Here is a 13933-nt window from a genome sequence, read left to right on the forward strand (position 1 = left end):
AAATGGAAAAAGATAACATTGCAGTAGGTCTAGATATTGGAACAACCAAAATCGTTGCCATGATAGGCAAGAAAAATGAGTATGGCAAGTTGGAAATTTTGGGTATTGGGAAATCCAAAAGTTTGGGTGTTGCGAGAGGTGTTGTAAACAACATTACCCAAACCATCCAATCAATTCAACAAGCTATTTTAGAAGCAGAAAACAATTCAGGTTATAAAATTAAAGATGTGGTCGTGGGTATCGCCGGACAACATATAAGAAGTATTCAGCATACAGATTACATCAGCCGTAGTAATCCGGAGGAAGTAATTGGTGAAAAAGATATTCAGCTTTTGATTGACCAGGTTAATAAACTGGCCATGTTACCGGGAGAAGAAATCATTCACGTTTTGCCACAGGAATTTAAAATCGACGGACAGTCTGAAATCAAAGAGCCAATCGGAATGTACGGTGGAAGACTGGAATCTAGTTTTCACGTTGTAGTTGGACAAGCTTCTTCTATCAGAAATGTCGGAAGATGTATTCAGAGTTCAGGAATCGAATTGTCTGGATTGACATTAGAGCCTTTGGCTTCGGCAGATGCAGTTTTGAGTCAGGAAGAAAAAGAAGCGGGTGTTGCATTGATCGATATTGGTGGTGGAACAACAGATTTAGCCATTTTTAAAGATGGAATCATTCGCCATACTGCTGTGATTCCTTTCGGAGGAAATGTAATAACAGATGACATTAAAGAAGGCTGTTCAATTATTGAAAAACAAGCTGAGCTTTTAAAAATAAAATTCGGATCAGCCTGGCCAGGAGAAAATAAAGACAACGAGATTGTTTCTATTCCTGGATTAAGAGGCAGAGAGCCAAAAGAGATTTCGCTTAAAAACTTATCTAAAATTATTCATGCCCGTGTGGTGGAAATTGTTGAGCAGGTTTTTGCAGAAATTAAAGCTTATGGACACGAAGATCCCCGTAAAAAATTAATTGCCGGAATCGTTCTTACAGGTGGTGGAGCTCAACTAAAACACATTAAGCAATTAGTAGAGTACATTACCGGAATGGATACCAGAATTGGATATCCAAACGAGCATTTAGCAGGGAATTCTAGCGAAGAAATTTCTAGCCCATTGTTTGCAACTGCAGTTGGTTTGGTAATGAACAGCATTGAAAATAGCACTCAAAGTGCTGTTAGAATGGAGTTGGTTAACGAACAGCCAAAAGTGGTTTACAGAAATGTGCCACCGCAGCAACAACAACCAGTACAACAACGATACGAAGTGGAAGAAAACTACGTTGAAAGAGTAGAAACTGTAGAGCAGTCAAGAGAAGTTAGAAATACTGTTGAAGCAGAATCTACCGAAACAAAAATAAGAAGATCATTTTTTGATCGCTATGTCGACAAAATCAAAGATTTTTTAGACAACGCAGAATAAATTAATAATAGACGAAAAGGATTACTATTGGCCCCAAGTCAAGAAGTAAAAAATGTATTTAATAAGAATTTCAAAACCAAAAAGATGATGAGCAACTCAGAATTTGGAAGTATTTCATTTGATTTACCAAAAAACCAATCAAATGTAATCAAGGTAATAGGTGTAGGTGGAGGCGGAAGTAACGCAATCAACCACATGTTTAAACAAGGTATTAAAGGGGTAGATTTTATCGTTTGTAATACAGACTCGCAAGCGCTTCAGAATAGTGCTGTACCAAATAAAATTCAGTTAGGGATGAACTTAACAGAGGGTCTTGGAGCAGGAGCAAATCCTGATGTAGGACAACAATCTGCTATTGAAAGTATCGCTGATATCGAAAAAATGTTAGACCGTGGTACTAAGATGGTATTTATTACCGCTGGTATGGGTGGTGGAACCGGTACAGGTGCTGCTCCGGTTATTGCACAATTAGCAAAAGAAAGAGAGATTTTAACGGTTGGTATCGTAACAATTCCATTTCAGTTTGAAGGGAAAGTTCGTCAGGAACAGGCTCTTTTAGGAATCGAAAAATTACGTAAACAAGTCGATTCGTTAATCGTAATCAATAATAATAAGTTAAGAGAAGTATACGGAAATCTTGGTTTTAAAGCAGGATTCTCTAAAGCGGATGAAGTATTAGCAACAGCCTCCAGAGGTATTGCTGAAGTAATTACGCACCACTATACTCAAAATATCGATTTACGTGATGCAAAAACTGTTTTATCAAACAGTGGAACTGCGATCATGGGATCTTCTGTTGCTACAGGTGAAAACAGAGCGAAAGAAGCAATTGTTTCAGCTTTGGACTCTCCGTTATTAAACGACAACAAAATTACAGGAGCCAAAAACGTATTGTTGCTTATCGTTTCTGGATCTAATGAAATCACGCTTGATGAAATTGGCGAAATCAACGATCATATCCAGGCAGAAGCAGGTTACAACGCTAATATTATCATGGGAGTTGGTGAAGACGAAACTCTTGGTGAGGCTATTGCGGTAACTATCATTGCTACTGGTTTTGATGTTGAACAACAAAATGAAATCGTAAATACAGAACCTAAAAAAATCATTCATACGTTAGAAGATGAGCAAAGAAGTGTTCATAATTTAACGAACAAAACGGTTACTTCTTTTGATTTAAATGCTGAAACACCTACTGCGAAATCAGAAGAAAAAGTTGTTTTTGAGCTAATGGAAGATGAGCCTTTTGCAAATACTCATAATCCTGTAGTTCCAACTCCTGTTGCTCCAGTTGCAGTTGCTCCAACTATCAATCAGGAAGAATTAGTGGTGATGTCAGAGTTTATCAAAAATCTTGATGTGACTTTTGAAATCGTTTCGCCAATTACAGATATCGATTTTACTATTTCATCTCCTGCTGCAGAATTTGTTCAGGAAGTAAAGCCAGTTCAGCAAAGAACTTTTGAAAGAGAAGAACAAACGACTTTCTCTTTTGATTTGCCTCTTTTCAGATCTGAGCCAGAAGTAAAAAAAGAACCGGTTGTTGAGGAGACTAAAATTTTATTCGAATTATCAAACGAAACTCGTAATATCAAAGTTAACGATCCAGTACAATTTGTACCGGTAACAGAAGTTGCTGAAAACGGAGTTATCAAATATTCTTTAGAAGAATATATGGAGGTTGAGGACAATTTAATGTCATCAAAACCAGTTGAAAAAGTGGTAGAAGATGTTGTTCCTGCTGAATTGAATATTCAGTTGAAACAAAAGGTTGATTTTGCTCAGGAAGCTGATTTCGCAACAACTTCAAATGTTTCTCCAATGGAATTAACTATCGAAGAAACATTACGTTTAAGAGCAGAAGAAAGAAGAAAGAAACTAAAGGAGTTTAACTATAAATTCCATAATAATGTTTCGAGAATTGATGAACTTGAAAAAGAGCCTGCTTACAAAAGATTAGGTATCGATCTTTCAAATAATCAGTCGAATACAACCAATTCAAGAATATCTGTTGGTACTGATAGTAATAACGATTTGCAATTGCGTTCAAACAATTCATTTTTGCACGACAACGTAGATTAATTTTACATTCATAATATTAGGATAACCCGAAAATTGGATTTAATTTTCGGGTTATTTTTTTTATCTTCGCACAGAATTTTAAAATTTGACTTCTTTAGTACACTTTTAAAGTGAATCTTATTGTCATTTGAAGTGAAGTCGAAAATAATTCAAATAATTATAACAATATATAAGCCTGGCTTATTTAAATAAAATAAAACGATGAGTTTACAAACATTAATCATGGACGAAATTAAAACGGCCATGAGAGCAAAAGATACAGTTGCATTAGAAGCATTAAGAGCTATTAAATCTGAAATGTTACTGGCTGCAACCGCTTCAGGATCAAAAGAAGAATTAACAGAAGACGATGAAGTTAAATTACTTCAAAGACTAGTTAAAACCCGTAAAGAAAGCGCAAGAATTTTTACAGAACAAAATCGTCCTGATTTAGCTGAACCAGAATTGGCTCAGGTTGCTGTAATCGAGAAATTTTTGCCAGCTCAATTAAGCGAAGAAGAAGTAGAAGCAGTTGTAGCAAAAATCATTGCTGAAACTGGAGCTTCTGGAATTGCTTCAATGGGTAAAGTTATGGGATTAGCCTCTGCTCAATTAGGCGGAACTGCTGAAGGAAAAACCATTTCTGCAATTGTGAAGAAACTTTTAGTATAAAGAATTTTAGAGTTCAGATTTTAGATTGAATCTGAACTCTAAAATCAACAATCTACAATAAAAATGACCGCGTAGTTCAACTGGATAGAATATCAGATTTCGGCTCTGAGGGTTGGGGGTTCGAACCCCTCCGCGGTCACTATTAAACCATAAAAAAGCCTGCAAAGCTTATCTTTTGCAGGCTTTTTTATGGTTTAATTTGTTACAATAAAATAGTTGTAATCATCCTTAATAATGTTATTTTCAGATAATGAATTATCTGTTAGGTTTAATTTTAAAAGTTTATATGTGGCAATCCCATTATTATATATAATTTTCTTTCCAATTATTTGATTTGTTTGTGGGTAATAAGTGAGAAGACTTATATGTTCGGCACTAATATTTATTAAAGTTTTAATTTCTGTGCCAGTAGCAGGATTTAGTTCAACTATTCTTTTAGTTGCTCTATAGGCATATAATTTTCCATTAGTTGCAGGAATTAATTCATCATAGCCGTAATAAATATTTTCAGTTATTGAATTGTCCGAAAGATTTATCTTGCAAAGTTTATGGATGTTGTTTCCATTATTGTCAATTAGACCTTTATCTCCCATTATTTCGTTTGTTTGAGCATTGTAAATTAATCCGTAAAGTTGATCGCTTCCTGTATTTATTAAGCTTCCAATTTCGGAACCTGTATTTGGATTTAATTCAATAATACCTTCATACAATTTGTACCCATATAATTTTCCTGTTGTTGTTACGATCAATTGGTCATAACCTGCATAAGTCATTTCTGTTATAGTTTTGTCTGCAAGTTTTACTTTAAAAAGTTTGTAAGTATTACTTCCATTGTTATTTGAAACAAATCCTTGTCCAATAATTTCATTTGTTGGAGCAAAATATTTTAATTCAGTTAAATAATCAGATCCTGTACCATATACCAGGGTTTTAGTTTCTAAACCTGTAGCGGAATTTAATTCAGCAATTTCTCCATATTGTTTGTATGCGAATAGACGATTCTGACCAATTATAGAAATATATCCCGCATTAACTGTTACGCCATTTGTAGTTAATTGAAGTTGACCAGAAGTTGTACCAGCCGGAACTATAACGCTTATTGTAGATGAAGTAATTTGAGTAATTTGACCATTAGTACCATTAAATGTAATAGTATAAGTTGAAATTGGGTTGAAGTTTTGTCCATTAATTATAATAGTATCGCCTATATTAGTGGAGCTAGTCGAAATACTTTGAATTGTTGGGCTTTGAGCTACTGGGGTTTGAACTTCTTCTGCATTAGGACTTGAACAGCTAATTAAAATAAATAGTGCTATAATTGAAAAAAAATGTTTCATTCTGAATGGTTGATTTTTAATTGTTGATTTTTTTTGAAGATATAAAATATTCTCGCACAATGGTTGGTTCAACGTTGCTAAATGCCGCTTCAATATCACTATAGAAAAAAAAGCCTGAGAATCTATATTCTCAGGCTTTTTTTAATTGCTACTTTTCACAAATTTCTTTCAGCTTGTCAAGTGCCTTTGGATAGTGTTCGTTCATATAATCTACAAATTCTTCTACTGTGTCTAAGTCAACAGTAACAGTTGTAGTTCCATTGTTTTCTTCGAAGGTGTAGTTTTCAAATCCGTTTGCCCATTTTTCTACATCTGGTCCTTCAGTTATTTCTTTCTCCCCTTTTAATAGCCCGTAGTGTTGAATGGAAACAAATTGGTTGGGAACGTTTATAGCTATCCTGGAAACCATACCGCCTTTTTCTCCCTTCTCATCTACACCAACAAATAGAATTTTACTTCCTTTCTCCCAACTTCCTTCGTAGGTAGAGGTGGGATTAAATAAGGCAGTCCATTGTTCATAAGTTGATTTATTGGTAATGCCAAGCATAAAATCATATATCTTGGTTACAGGTGCATTGATGCTTACTTTGAATTGTAACTTTTTCATAATGTTTAATATTTGGTTAGACTATTTTTTAAATTAATGCTATTGTACGTTTTTTAGTTTTCGTGCTTGCAATATCCAAGATAAAACATTGGTCTAGGATATTTTATTTTGTCAACTGATTTTCCAATTGGATTCAAGTATCCATTTGCAATTAAAATTTTGTCTCCAAGTTGTTTAACATTCTTATCATCATACTTAAGCAATAAAACATTTCCCTTTTTCTCCCATTTTCCTGTCCACCATTCGTTGTATCCAAAAACGCCAGTCCAGTTCAACTCGAATGTTTTGTCTTTACGAAATAAAATATAGGCCTGATTTTGAGTTCCTTCATAACAGGCTCTAAACTCAATTTTACTTTCCAGATTTTCAGAATCCAGTCTGTATGGAGATAAAAAAGTATATAAGATTGTTACTAAGCAAATAACTATTGGAAGACAATTTTTAAAATTAAAATTTTGCTGGTTTCGAACAATTCTAATAATTCCTTTAATCCCATAAAAAATGATTGTCACAAATGTTATTGGTATCAGTAATGTCAAAATAATATAAAGAACGCCCGATAGATTTTTATTGATATGATGATAAAATATTGTTAGCAAAAGATAAACGAAACAAATTATTGTTGTCCAAATTATTGATCTTTTTACCTTTCTGGTTTCTTCCATAAAATTACTACTTAAAATATATAGTTGTCATTAAAGAGTTTTAATCAATGCTTAAATTGAGAAGTTAGTGATAGTTCTTCCCTATTTCTCAGATCTCTTTTTAGAATTCTTCACCAAAATAAAAATTGAAAACGCAAAACACAGGAAGTAAATAACTGCCAGTGCAGGCTTCTCGAATTTGAAAGTTTCAAAATCGAATTGCTTAAATAATGTTACGCCTAAGATGATTGCACAAATCCAAAAGATAAAGTTGACTACTTTTTTATTTTCCATGATTTTCAGTGTTTTATAAGTGTGTGAATTATCGTTTTTATTACAATTTCAAAAAATAATTAATAACGAAGATAGGAAAGAATAAGAAATTATTTATATTTTTTTTGGATATGCATTTCTCGAAAAAACAAAACCCTCTAATCTAGCCCCGATAGCAGCGGCATCTCCCGATTTAGAAAAACAAGGCTTTTTAGCCGTAGTTTTTGTTAATCGGGAATATAGCGGATAGCGGGACAAAACGTGTTTTGAAAACGAAAATCTTCTGCTCCAAATAAAAAACACAGATAAGAAAAAAGGTCTTAATAAACATACTTTCATACGTCAATTAAAACCTTTTTCAGTAAAATGAATTATATAATTAATCGATCACAACCTCTGCTAAGTTTTGATTTTCTTTGATTTTACCAAGCTGAATCGTTTGTAATTTACGTTCTGTAATACCGTTTTTAGATGTATACACTTCAACCATAACGGTTGTTGGGCCGTTTTCGGTAAGGGTTCTTTCGCCAAAATAATTTGATTTGATGATGTATTTTCCTTTAACAGCATTTCTCAATAAATATTGTTCCGGACCGTAGCCTTCTGTGAAATCTTTAGAGAAACGGGCGCCAATTTCGGTGTCACGATGTCCGTAATAACATTCTTCGTTGGTTGGTTCTATGATATGAAGATCGATATCCGTGTCCATTTGGTTCCAGTTTAGGATAATACGAATGGCAACAGGCATTTTGTTTAAATATTTTTTGTCCAGCTTTTCTGTTTTAATGCCGCTGTGTTCCTGCATCATTCTGTTTAAATCCATTAAAATAATGTCTTCAACACCAGAATATTGTCCGCTCATTTCACCGAAATAATTTACTTCTAGGGCTTTGATCAACTCATCAAAAGCAGCCTGATATTGTTTGTTGTCTTCCAATGTTAAAGCTAAATCACGATGTGCCTGTGGTTCCTGTTCTCTCCATTTTGCAACCTGGCTGGCGGTAAATAAAGCATCTTCGTACGTTCCCCACTGACGTAATACATAAGTCAGGGATTTGTATAATTGGTGATTCTCTAACCCTAAATCGGCAATGTTGCTCAATACTAATAAGGCTTTTTCTTTGTCGCCATTGTCATAAAAATAATTGGCTACATCAAAATAAAAATTCGGATTGTTGATTTGGTCGGCACGCAATTCCAGATATACACTGTATCTTTTTTCTGCCGGAGCATTGGCTAATGCTTTCAAATAAATTCTGTCCGGATTCCAGGTATTTGTTTTTGTTTGATTAAAACTCGAATAACCAACAGTAACGTCCAGATTGGAGTCTACCACATTTTGATTCTGAATAGCATTATCAGCAGCAATTGCGGTACCAGTACCAACAGCAACTCCGGCAACTTGCCCAGCCAATGCTTTTTGAGCTGGAAGTGTACTACTCTCAGAGCGCACCATCATGGCAGACGAAGTAGTGTAACTTCTTTTTTCTTTTTTATCTGATTCTTCTGATTCTTCTTCTTCTTCAACATCATCTCGCTGACTACGGCTTATTCCCATTGCAGTAACAACAACTGATTCTAATTGAGCCCCTGAATTATCCGTCATGGTTATTCTATAATTTCGGGTTCTTCCGGCTGTAACTTCCTGAGTATTCATTCCGATATAAGAAAAGACAAGAATTTGCCCGGAAGCTGCGTTAAGACTAAATTTTCCATCAAAATCTGTAGCTGTACCAAGTTGAGTGCCTTTTATATTCACATTAACACCAGGCAGCGGAATACCGCTTTGATCTAAGACAATACCTCTCACGTTCCCATTTACATTAGCTCCGGTTTTTGGAGTTTTCGGCACAGGTACTGGTTTCGGAATATTGTATTTAGTGTTTTTATCCCACCAGGTTTTTAATTGTTCGTAATAACTTGCCACGTTTTCCCAATTGCTGAATTTCTTTGCCTGTGCGCTTGCCATTTGCTGTTTCATGACGTTATCAAACTCTGCTCTCAATTCTGCTGGCGGAACAATATCATATTGAATATAATCGTGCAGACTTTCTAAAACAATGAGCGAAGTATTTTGCGTTACAATTCCGTAACGTTTTCCTAGCGCTTCAATTTCGTCAGCGTTTGTTTTGTATTGAATTTCAAGATTGGCAATTTTCTTTTGCGCCCACAATTTTTCGATACTAATTTCGCCCGAAACCGGAATTGTAGCATCAATATGAATCGTTTTTTCTAAAACAGGTTTTTCGTCATAACCAAAAAGCAATACCACATCATTTTTGCTTTTCAGCGAAATTCCGGCAACGCTAAAACTTCCTGAAACCGGCGTTCCGGCCATTGGATATAAATCGGTTACCAGGTAATTTTCTTTGATTCCAAGGAATTTCAAACTCTGATACATTAATTTATCATAAGCCTCGTCAATTTTTAACTCATTCAGATTGATGAAATTTCCACCTGTTTTTATCGCGTTATAATTCAAAAAAGCATAATCTGATGAGCCAAGCGAACTAATCGTATAAATTGGTTTTTTGGTTGTATTTAATAAGTTTGAACTTAAAGAAGATAAGCCGTCCGTAAAGAATAAATACTCGTCATGAACCGGCAATTTGATTTTTGAAAATCGGGTACCGCCATCGTAAACCACATTTTCTAAAACTGATTTCAGAGCAGACCAATCGCCATTTTGAATCGCATAAGTATTCTTTTTATCAAAGTTATAACCGGCAAAATACAAAGTCACCGATACGTTTTTTAGTTGATTAAAATAGGCGGCAAGCAATTGCAGTTCTTTCTTAATGTTTCGGTTTTTACAGCTTAGCGAAACATCCCAGATTAAACCAATAGTAGCTGGATTTTTCTTTAGTATTTTAGGATTATCCAAAATAGTATTGGCATAAAAATAATGCTGATCATTGACACTCTGAGCCACGACACTCGGAATTTCAGCACGAATTGGAATCGTAATAACTAATTTATCCTTAAGCTGATAATTCACTTTTTTAACCGAAGTCACATAAGACTGATTCTGATTTTCTAATGCCAGAATTCCTTCATCATTAGCAATGGTTGGTACCGCGGTTGCCCCCAAAACCGCGACATTCAACTCAAAAGCATCCAGTTTCCCGGAATAACTACTCAACATTTGATACGACAAATGGGTTGCATCAAAACTGCTTAATTCTTGTTCGTAACCAATAATTACAATGCGTTCCTTGCCAGGCATTAAAGGATAAATGCGGGTTCTGAAATTATTTCCTTCTACTTTTTCGAGTAATCCCGGATCGACACGACGATGTTCAACGGCTTCAAAAACCTGTTTTCCTTTATTCTTGTTTACCGGAACCGCTTCACGCATTTTTCCGTTAATATCAATCGCATATCGTGAAACCGAAACCCCTTCCGGTAACGGAAATAGCAACTCGGCTTCCATCTGGCGATTGGTTCCGTTATAAAAATGCATTTCAGTGGTCGTGTATGCAATATTGCCCACGATTTTTACGGCAACTTTAAGTTGGTTTAGTCGGACTAAAGAAGAATCTTTTCCTTTTACATTCAATTGCGGACTTTGCGCCTGAGTAAATAATCCGAAGAATAACAGCGAAATTAGAAGTATGTTTTTCATAAAATATAGTTTTAAGTTTTCCAGAAGAAACTTCTCTATTACTATAGAGTACTATTTTTATAAAAAGGTTGGGACGAATAAAAAAACTTCTTCATAAAAAGACTTATAAAGAAGTTTGTTTTAATTTTAGTAGTTTTTTTAGGAGCTGTTTCCAGCTATCCGCTATATTCCCGATTTAGAAAAACTACGGCTAAAAAGCCTTGTTTTTCTAAATCGGGAGATACCGCTCCTATCTGGGCTAGGGCACTCTTTTTCAAAAGAAAGATTATTTTCCTATTTTTATAATACTTCGATTTTATTTCGAATTTTCCAGAAAAGCATGAATATAATTCACCACTAAATTCACATGCTGATGATGCGGTGCATGTCCGGTTTGCGGAAAAACAATAAGTTGTGCTGTTGGCAATTGCTGTGTTAAAGGATACCAGTTTTCGACTGCAAAACTAATGTCATTATCTCCACAAATGATTAAAATTGGTGTTTTGGTTGTTTTCAGTTTTCCTTTAAAATCATCTTTATCTTCGGCTAAACCGGCACTTCCCTGAAAGTAAAGCTGAAAAACATCCATCGTTGACGGAATTTTAGAAACATCAATTCGTTTGGCGATTCGGTCATGAGATGCTTTGGCTTCTACTTTACTAGCTTCTGACGAAGGTTCAAAAAATAACACAATTTCATCATCAAAATCATTTACAGGTTTTAGGGCGGCATCCAGAAAAGCCTGCCCTAACGGAACAACTCTTTCGCCCGGAGGCCCTGTTCCTAACAATACGGTTTGCGTAATAAGATCGTCAAATAGGAGAGTAGCCACTTGTGTAACCAATCCTCCGTAAGACCATCCCATGATAATCGTTTTTTTGATTTTCAGGAAGTCAGCCAGATCTTTTACATCTTGGGCAACCTCTTTTAAATCGGTTGGTAAAGTTCCGGTGGAATAACCAATTCCGCTGTAATCAAAAGTGATGACATGATAATTCTCAGCCAATTGATCTAAAAACAAAGGATCCCAGGTATCAAGAGTTCCTCTAAAGCGGTTTACTAAAATAATCGGACTGCCTTGTCCGATAGAACGATAGGCAATTTTACGGCCCGGAACATCGGCAAATTCGGTGGTTGAATTCAGCGCGCTAATTTTTTGTGCATTCATAATGGATAAATTTGTTATAAGCATCAAAAAAACAATTGGAAATGTAAATGTTTTCATTGCTTTTGAATTTTGGTTTACAACAAATCCAGAAACAATTTTAATGCCTTGGTTAAAATATTTTTAATCCTGTGTTTTTTGAGATATGGAGCTGTTTAATAGTTTTGGTTTTTATTTTATTTCGCTAGGGGAAAAGTACTTTAGCGATATTTAGAAAAATTAGATCTCTATTGTACTGCCTATTTTTGGTAAAAAAAGCTGGAGATTGGCATTTGTAAAATTTGTCATTGCTTTTTCATGATCCATTACTATAAACCCAAAAGTATCGTAATGCACGCCCAAAATTTTATTGACACCAATCATTTTTGAAGCTTCGATCGCTTCTTCAACTCCCATTGTCAATCCATCTCCAATTGGGAAAACAGCAAAATCAAGTTTGGTAAATTTCGGAATGATCTGCATGTCTAAAGTCAGGGCTGTATCGCCGCTATAATAGAAATTTCCGTCTGAAGTTGTGAGTACAAAACCGCAGGCGATTCCGCCATAACTTCCATCACTAAAACTGCTTGGATGTTGTGCAATCACGCATTTCACACGTCCAAAATCGAAATCAAATTTTCCGCCCGGATTTATAGGATGCGCGTTTTCAATTCCGTTTTTTAAAAGCCAGCCATAGATTTCAAAATTCCCCAAAACCTTCGCTCCGGTGTTTTTGGCGATTCTCTCCACATCCTGAATATGGTCGTAATGCGCGTGCGAAATAAAAATGTAATCGGCTTTTATGGCGTCGACGTCAACATCTTTTGCCAGTTCGTTTGGTGTAATAAAAGGATCAAAGAGAATATGTTTTCCATTGGCATAAACAGAGAAACAAGAATGCCCGTAATAAGTTACTTTCATGATAAAAATAGATTTATAAATTAATAATGACTTATAATCGAAATAGTTGTCTTCTTTTATCCAAATAATGTACCATTGAAATTTACTTTCAGTTCCCTAAACAATCAAGCAACTATTCTTCGAAAACCTTTTCAGTATCCACAGGATTGTTTTCCTGATACAGTTTTTTACCAATTTCACCACTGTCACCTAAAGCACGACCTTTAATCAACCAGGCGCTTCCAAAAGCAAATAGGGCAAGAGCTTCCAGAATTAAAGTAGAATATCGGAATAGTTTAAAAGTCTCAGAAATGGGAACCAAAACCACAAAAACAATAATCGAATAACCACAAAAGCGATAAATATTGTTTTCGTTTAACATGCTTTTTGGATCTCTGGTTTCATTTTCCTGACCAATCGTAAAAACATTAATGGCCAGTAAAGCCATGATGAGAAAGAGCAGTGCCGCAAAACCATAATGAAGCCAACCCAGCCACTTCTCAGGATACGGAATCAAAGTATAAATTTTAAAACTAAAATCTTCCGGATTCATAGGAAACAGTGCCACACCAATCGCCATAATTCCGGCAACATTAGTTAGCAGATTGTCATTTTTCCAAATAGAAGCATTGCCATGACCTTTGTACCTAATTAAAAATAATCCCACAGCAGCCAAAGTTCCGGTAAAAATTTCCCTGAGATTGGTGTAGTAATAATTGCTTATAGAAGGCTGAAGTGGCGTTTTAAAAAAAGAGATATAAGATAGTCCAACTAAAAATATAGGCAGACTAATGCCTAAATACCCAATAGCACGCCTGATTCTTCTGTAGGTAAAAATATTAAAGCTTTCGATTTTAACTTCTTTGTTGTTTATCTTCATTGCCAATCGATTTGGTTTTTTTGAAAGATAAAGTTAAGAGATTATTTTTTAAGTAGTTGATAATTAAATGCTAATAGGTTTTAAGCCGTTTTTTCCGAACCTTGTTTGAGGATATATCTCCATGGAAAAAATATTAGACAGAGATTTTAAGGGTTAAAAAGATTTTTGTTTCACGCAGATTTCGCCGATTTGAGCAGATTTAAATATGTAATTTATCTGTACATAGCTGCTTAAATCTTTTTAGAATCTGCGTGAAAAAATATTTAATTACAGCTATTCCTGTAAAAGTTGCCAATCTTATAGAGTTTCTAGTGTGGTTCTTCGTTCCTCAGAATGACAAGTTTGTGCAGAAGAGTAAACAAAATAAAAAAATCCGCCTAAAATCCGCTT

The 13933-nt window shown here is 35.0% G+C and carries 10 protein-coding genes and 1 tRNA gene; 4 read left to right on the top strand and 7 right to left on the bottom strand.

The genetic code is table 11. The annotated features are described in order from the left end of the window. Window positions 1–2 precede the first annotated feature (2 nt). From ftsA to AC3ITQ_RS09205, 4 genes are all read left to right on the top strand, one after another. Window positions 3–1421 carry a cell division protein FtsA gene (ftsA, locus tag AC3ITQ_RS09190; protein WP_194658091.1) on the top strand — a complete coding sequence of 473 codons (1419 nt, stop codon included), beginning with the start codon at window positions 3–5 and terminating at the stop codon, window positions 1419–1421. Window positions 1422–1505: 84 nt separating this feature from the next. Further along, window positions 1506–3503 carry a cell division protein FtsZ gene (gene ftsZ / locus AC3ITQ_RS09195; RefSeq protein ID WP_489238248.1) on the top strand — a complete coding sequence of 666 codons (1998 nt, stop codon included), beginning with the start codon at window positions 1506–1508 and terminating at the stop codon, window positions 3501–3503. Between the two features lie 201 nt (window positions 3504–3704). Then, window positions 3705–4154, top strand: coding sequence for a GatB/YqeY domain-containing protein (locus AC3ITQ_RS09200; protein ID WP_074659845.1), 450 nt, complete (start codon window positions 3705–3707; stop codon window positions 4152–4154). Window positions 4155–4219: 65 nt separating this feature from the next. Beyond that, window positions 4220–4293: transfer RNA gene (locus tag AC3ITQ_RS09205), tRNA-Arg, on the top strand. A 55-nt stretch (window positions 4294–4348) separates the two neighbouring features. Here AC3ITQ_RS09205 and AC3ITQ_RS09210 read toward each other — a convergent pair. From AC3ITQ_RS09210 to AC3ITQ_RS09240, 7 genes are all read right to left on the bottom strand, one after another. Continuing rightward, a complete protein-coding gene (locus AC3ITQ_RS09210) occupies window positions 4349–5491 on the bottom strand; it encodes an IPT/TIG domain-containing protein (RefSeq protein ID WP_489238250.1) in 1143 nt (380 codons plus the stop codon). A gap of 148 nt (window positions 5492–5639) precedes the next feature. After that, window positions 5640–6098, bottom strand: coding sequence for an SRPBCC family protein (locus AC3ITQ_RS09215; RefSeq protein WP_489238252.1), 459 nt, complete (start codon window positions 6096–6098; stop codon window positions 5640–5642). A gap of 53 nt (window positions 6099–6151) precedes the next feature. Continuing rightward, window positions 6152–6610: a hypothetical protein gene (locus tag AC3ITQ_RS09220; RefSeq protein WP_489238254.1), complete on the bottom strand. Its 459-nt coding sequence runs from the start codon at window positions 6608–6610 to the stop codon at window positions 6152–6154. Window positions 6611–7394: 784 nt separating this feature from the next. Continuing rightward, on the bottom strand, window positions 7395–10640 hold the full coding sequence (locus tag AC3ITQ_RS09225) for a DUF2135 domain-containing protein (RefSeq protein WP_489238256.1): 3246 nt from the start codon (window positions 10638–10640) through the stop codon (window positions 7395–7397). 295 nt (window positions 10641–10935) lie between these two features. Then, a complete protein-coding gene (locus AC3ITQ_RS09230) occupies window positions 10936–11844 on the bottom strand; it encodes an alpha/beta fold hydrolase (RefSeq protein WP_489238258.1) in 909 nt (302 codons plus the stop codon). Between the two features lie 159 nt (window positions 11845–12003). Continuing rightward, window positions 12004–12684: a metal-dependent hydrolase gene (locus tag AC3ITQ_RS09235; RefSeq protein WP_489238259.1), complete on the bottom strand. Its 681-nt coding sequence runs from the start codon at window positions 12682–12684 to the stop codon at window positions 12004–12006. 112 nt (window positions 12685–12796) lie between these two features. Further along, entirely contained in the window at window positions 12797–13543 is a 747-nt protein-coding gene (locus AC3ITQ_RS09240) for a hypothetical protein (protein WP_489238261.1), read from the bottom strand. Window positions 13544–13933: the final 390 nt, after the last annotated feature.

The organism is Flavobacterium sp. KH_001 (assembly GCF_057840745.1).

Bases quoted from the DNA above. Each gene is read 5' to 3' on its own strand.
- AC3ITQ_RS09215 (WP_489238252.1), bottom strand. From the start codon at position 6,098: ATGAAAAAGTTACAATTCAAAGTAAGCATCAATGCACCTGTAACCAAG.
- ftsA (WP_194658091.1), top strand. From the start codon at position 3: ATGGAAAAAGATAACATTGCAGTAGGTCTAGATATTGGAACAACCAAA.
- ftsZ (WP_489238248.1), top strand. From the start codon at position 1,506: ATGATGAGCAACTCAGAATTTGGAAGTATTTCATTTGATTTACCAAAA.
- AC3ITQ_RS09235 (WP_489238259.1), bottom strand. From the start codon at position 12,684: ATGAAAGTAACTTATTACGGGCATTCTTGTTTCTCTGTTTATGCCAAT.
- AC3ITQ_RS09200 (WP_074659845.1), top strand. From the start codon at position 3,705: ATGAGTTTACAAACATTAATCATGGACGAAATTAAAACGGCCATGAGA.
- AC3ITQ_RS09210 (WP_489238250.1), bottom strand. From the start codon at position 5,491: ATGAAACATTTTTTTTCAATTATAGCACTATTTATTTTAATTAGCTGT.
- AC3ITQ_RS09240 (WP_489238261.1), bottom strand. From the start codon at position 13,543: ATGAAGATAAACAACAAAGAAGTTAAAATCGAAAGCTTTAATATTTTT.
- AC3ITQ_RS09230 (WP_489238258.1), bottom strand. From the start codon at position 11,844: ATGAAAACATTTACATTTCCAATTGTTTTTTTGATGCTTATAACAAAT.
- AC3ITQ_RS09225 (WP_489238256.1), bottom strand. From the start codon at position 10,640: ATGAAAAACATACTTCTAATTTCGCTGTTATTCTTCGGATTATTTACT.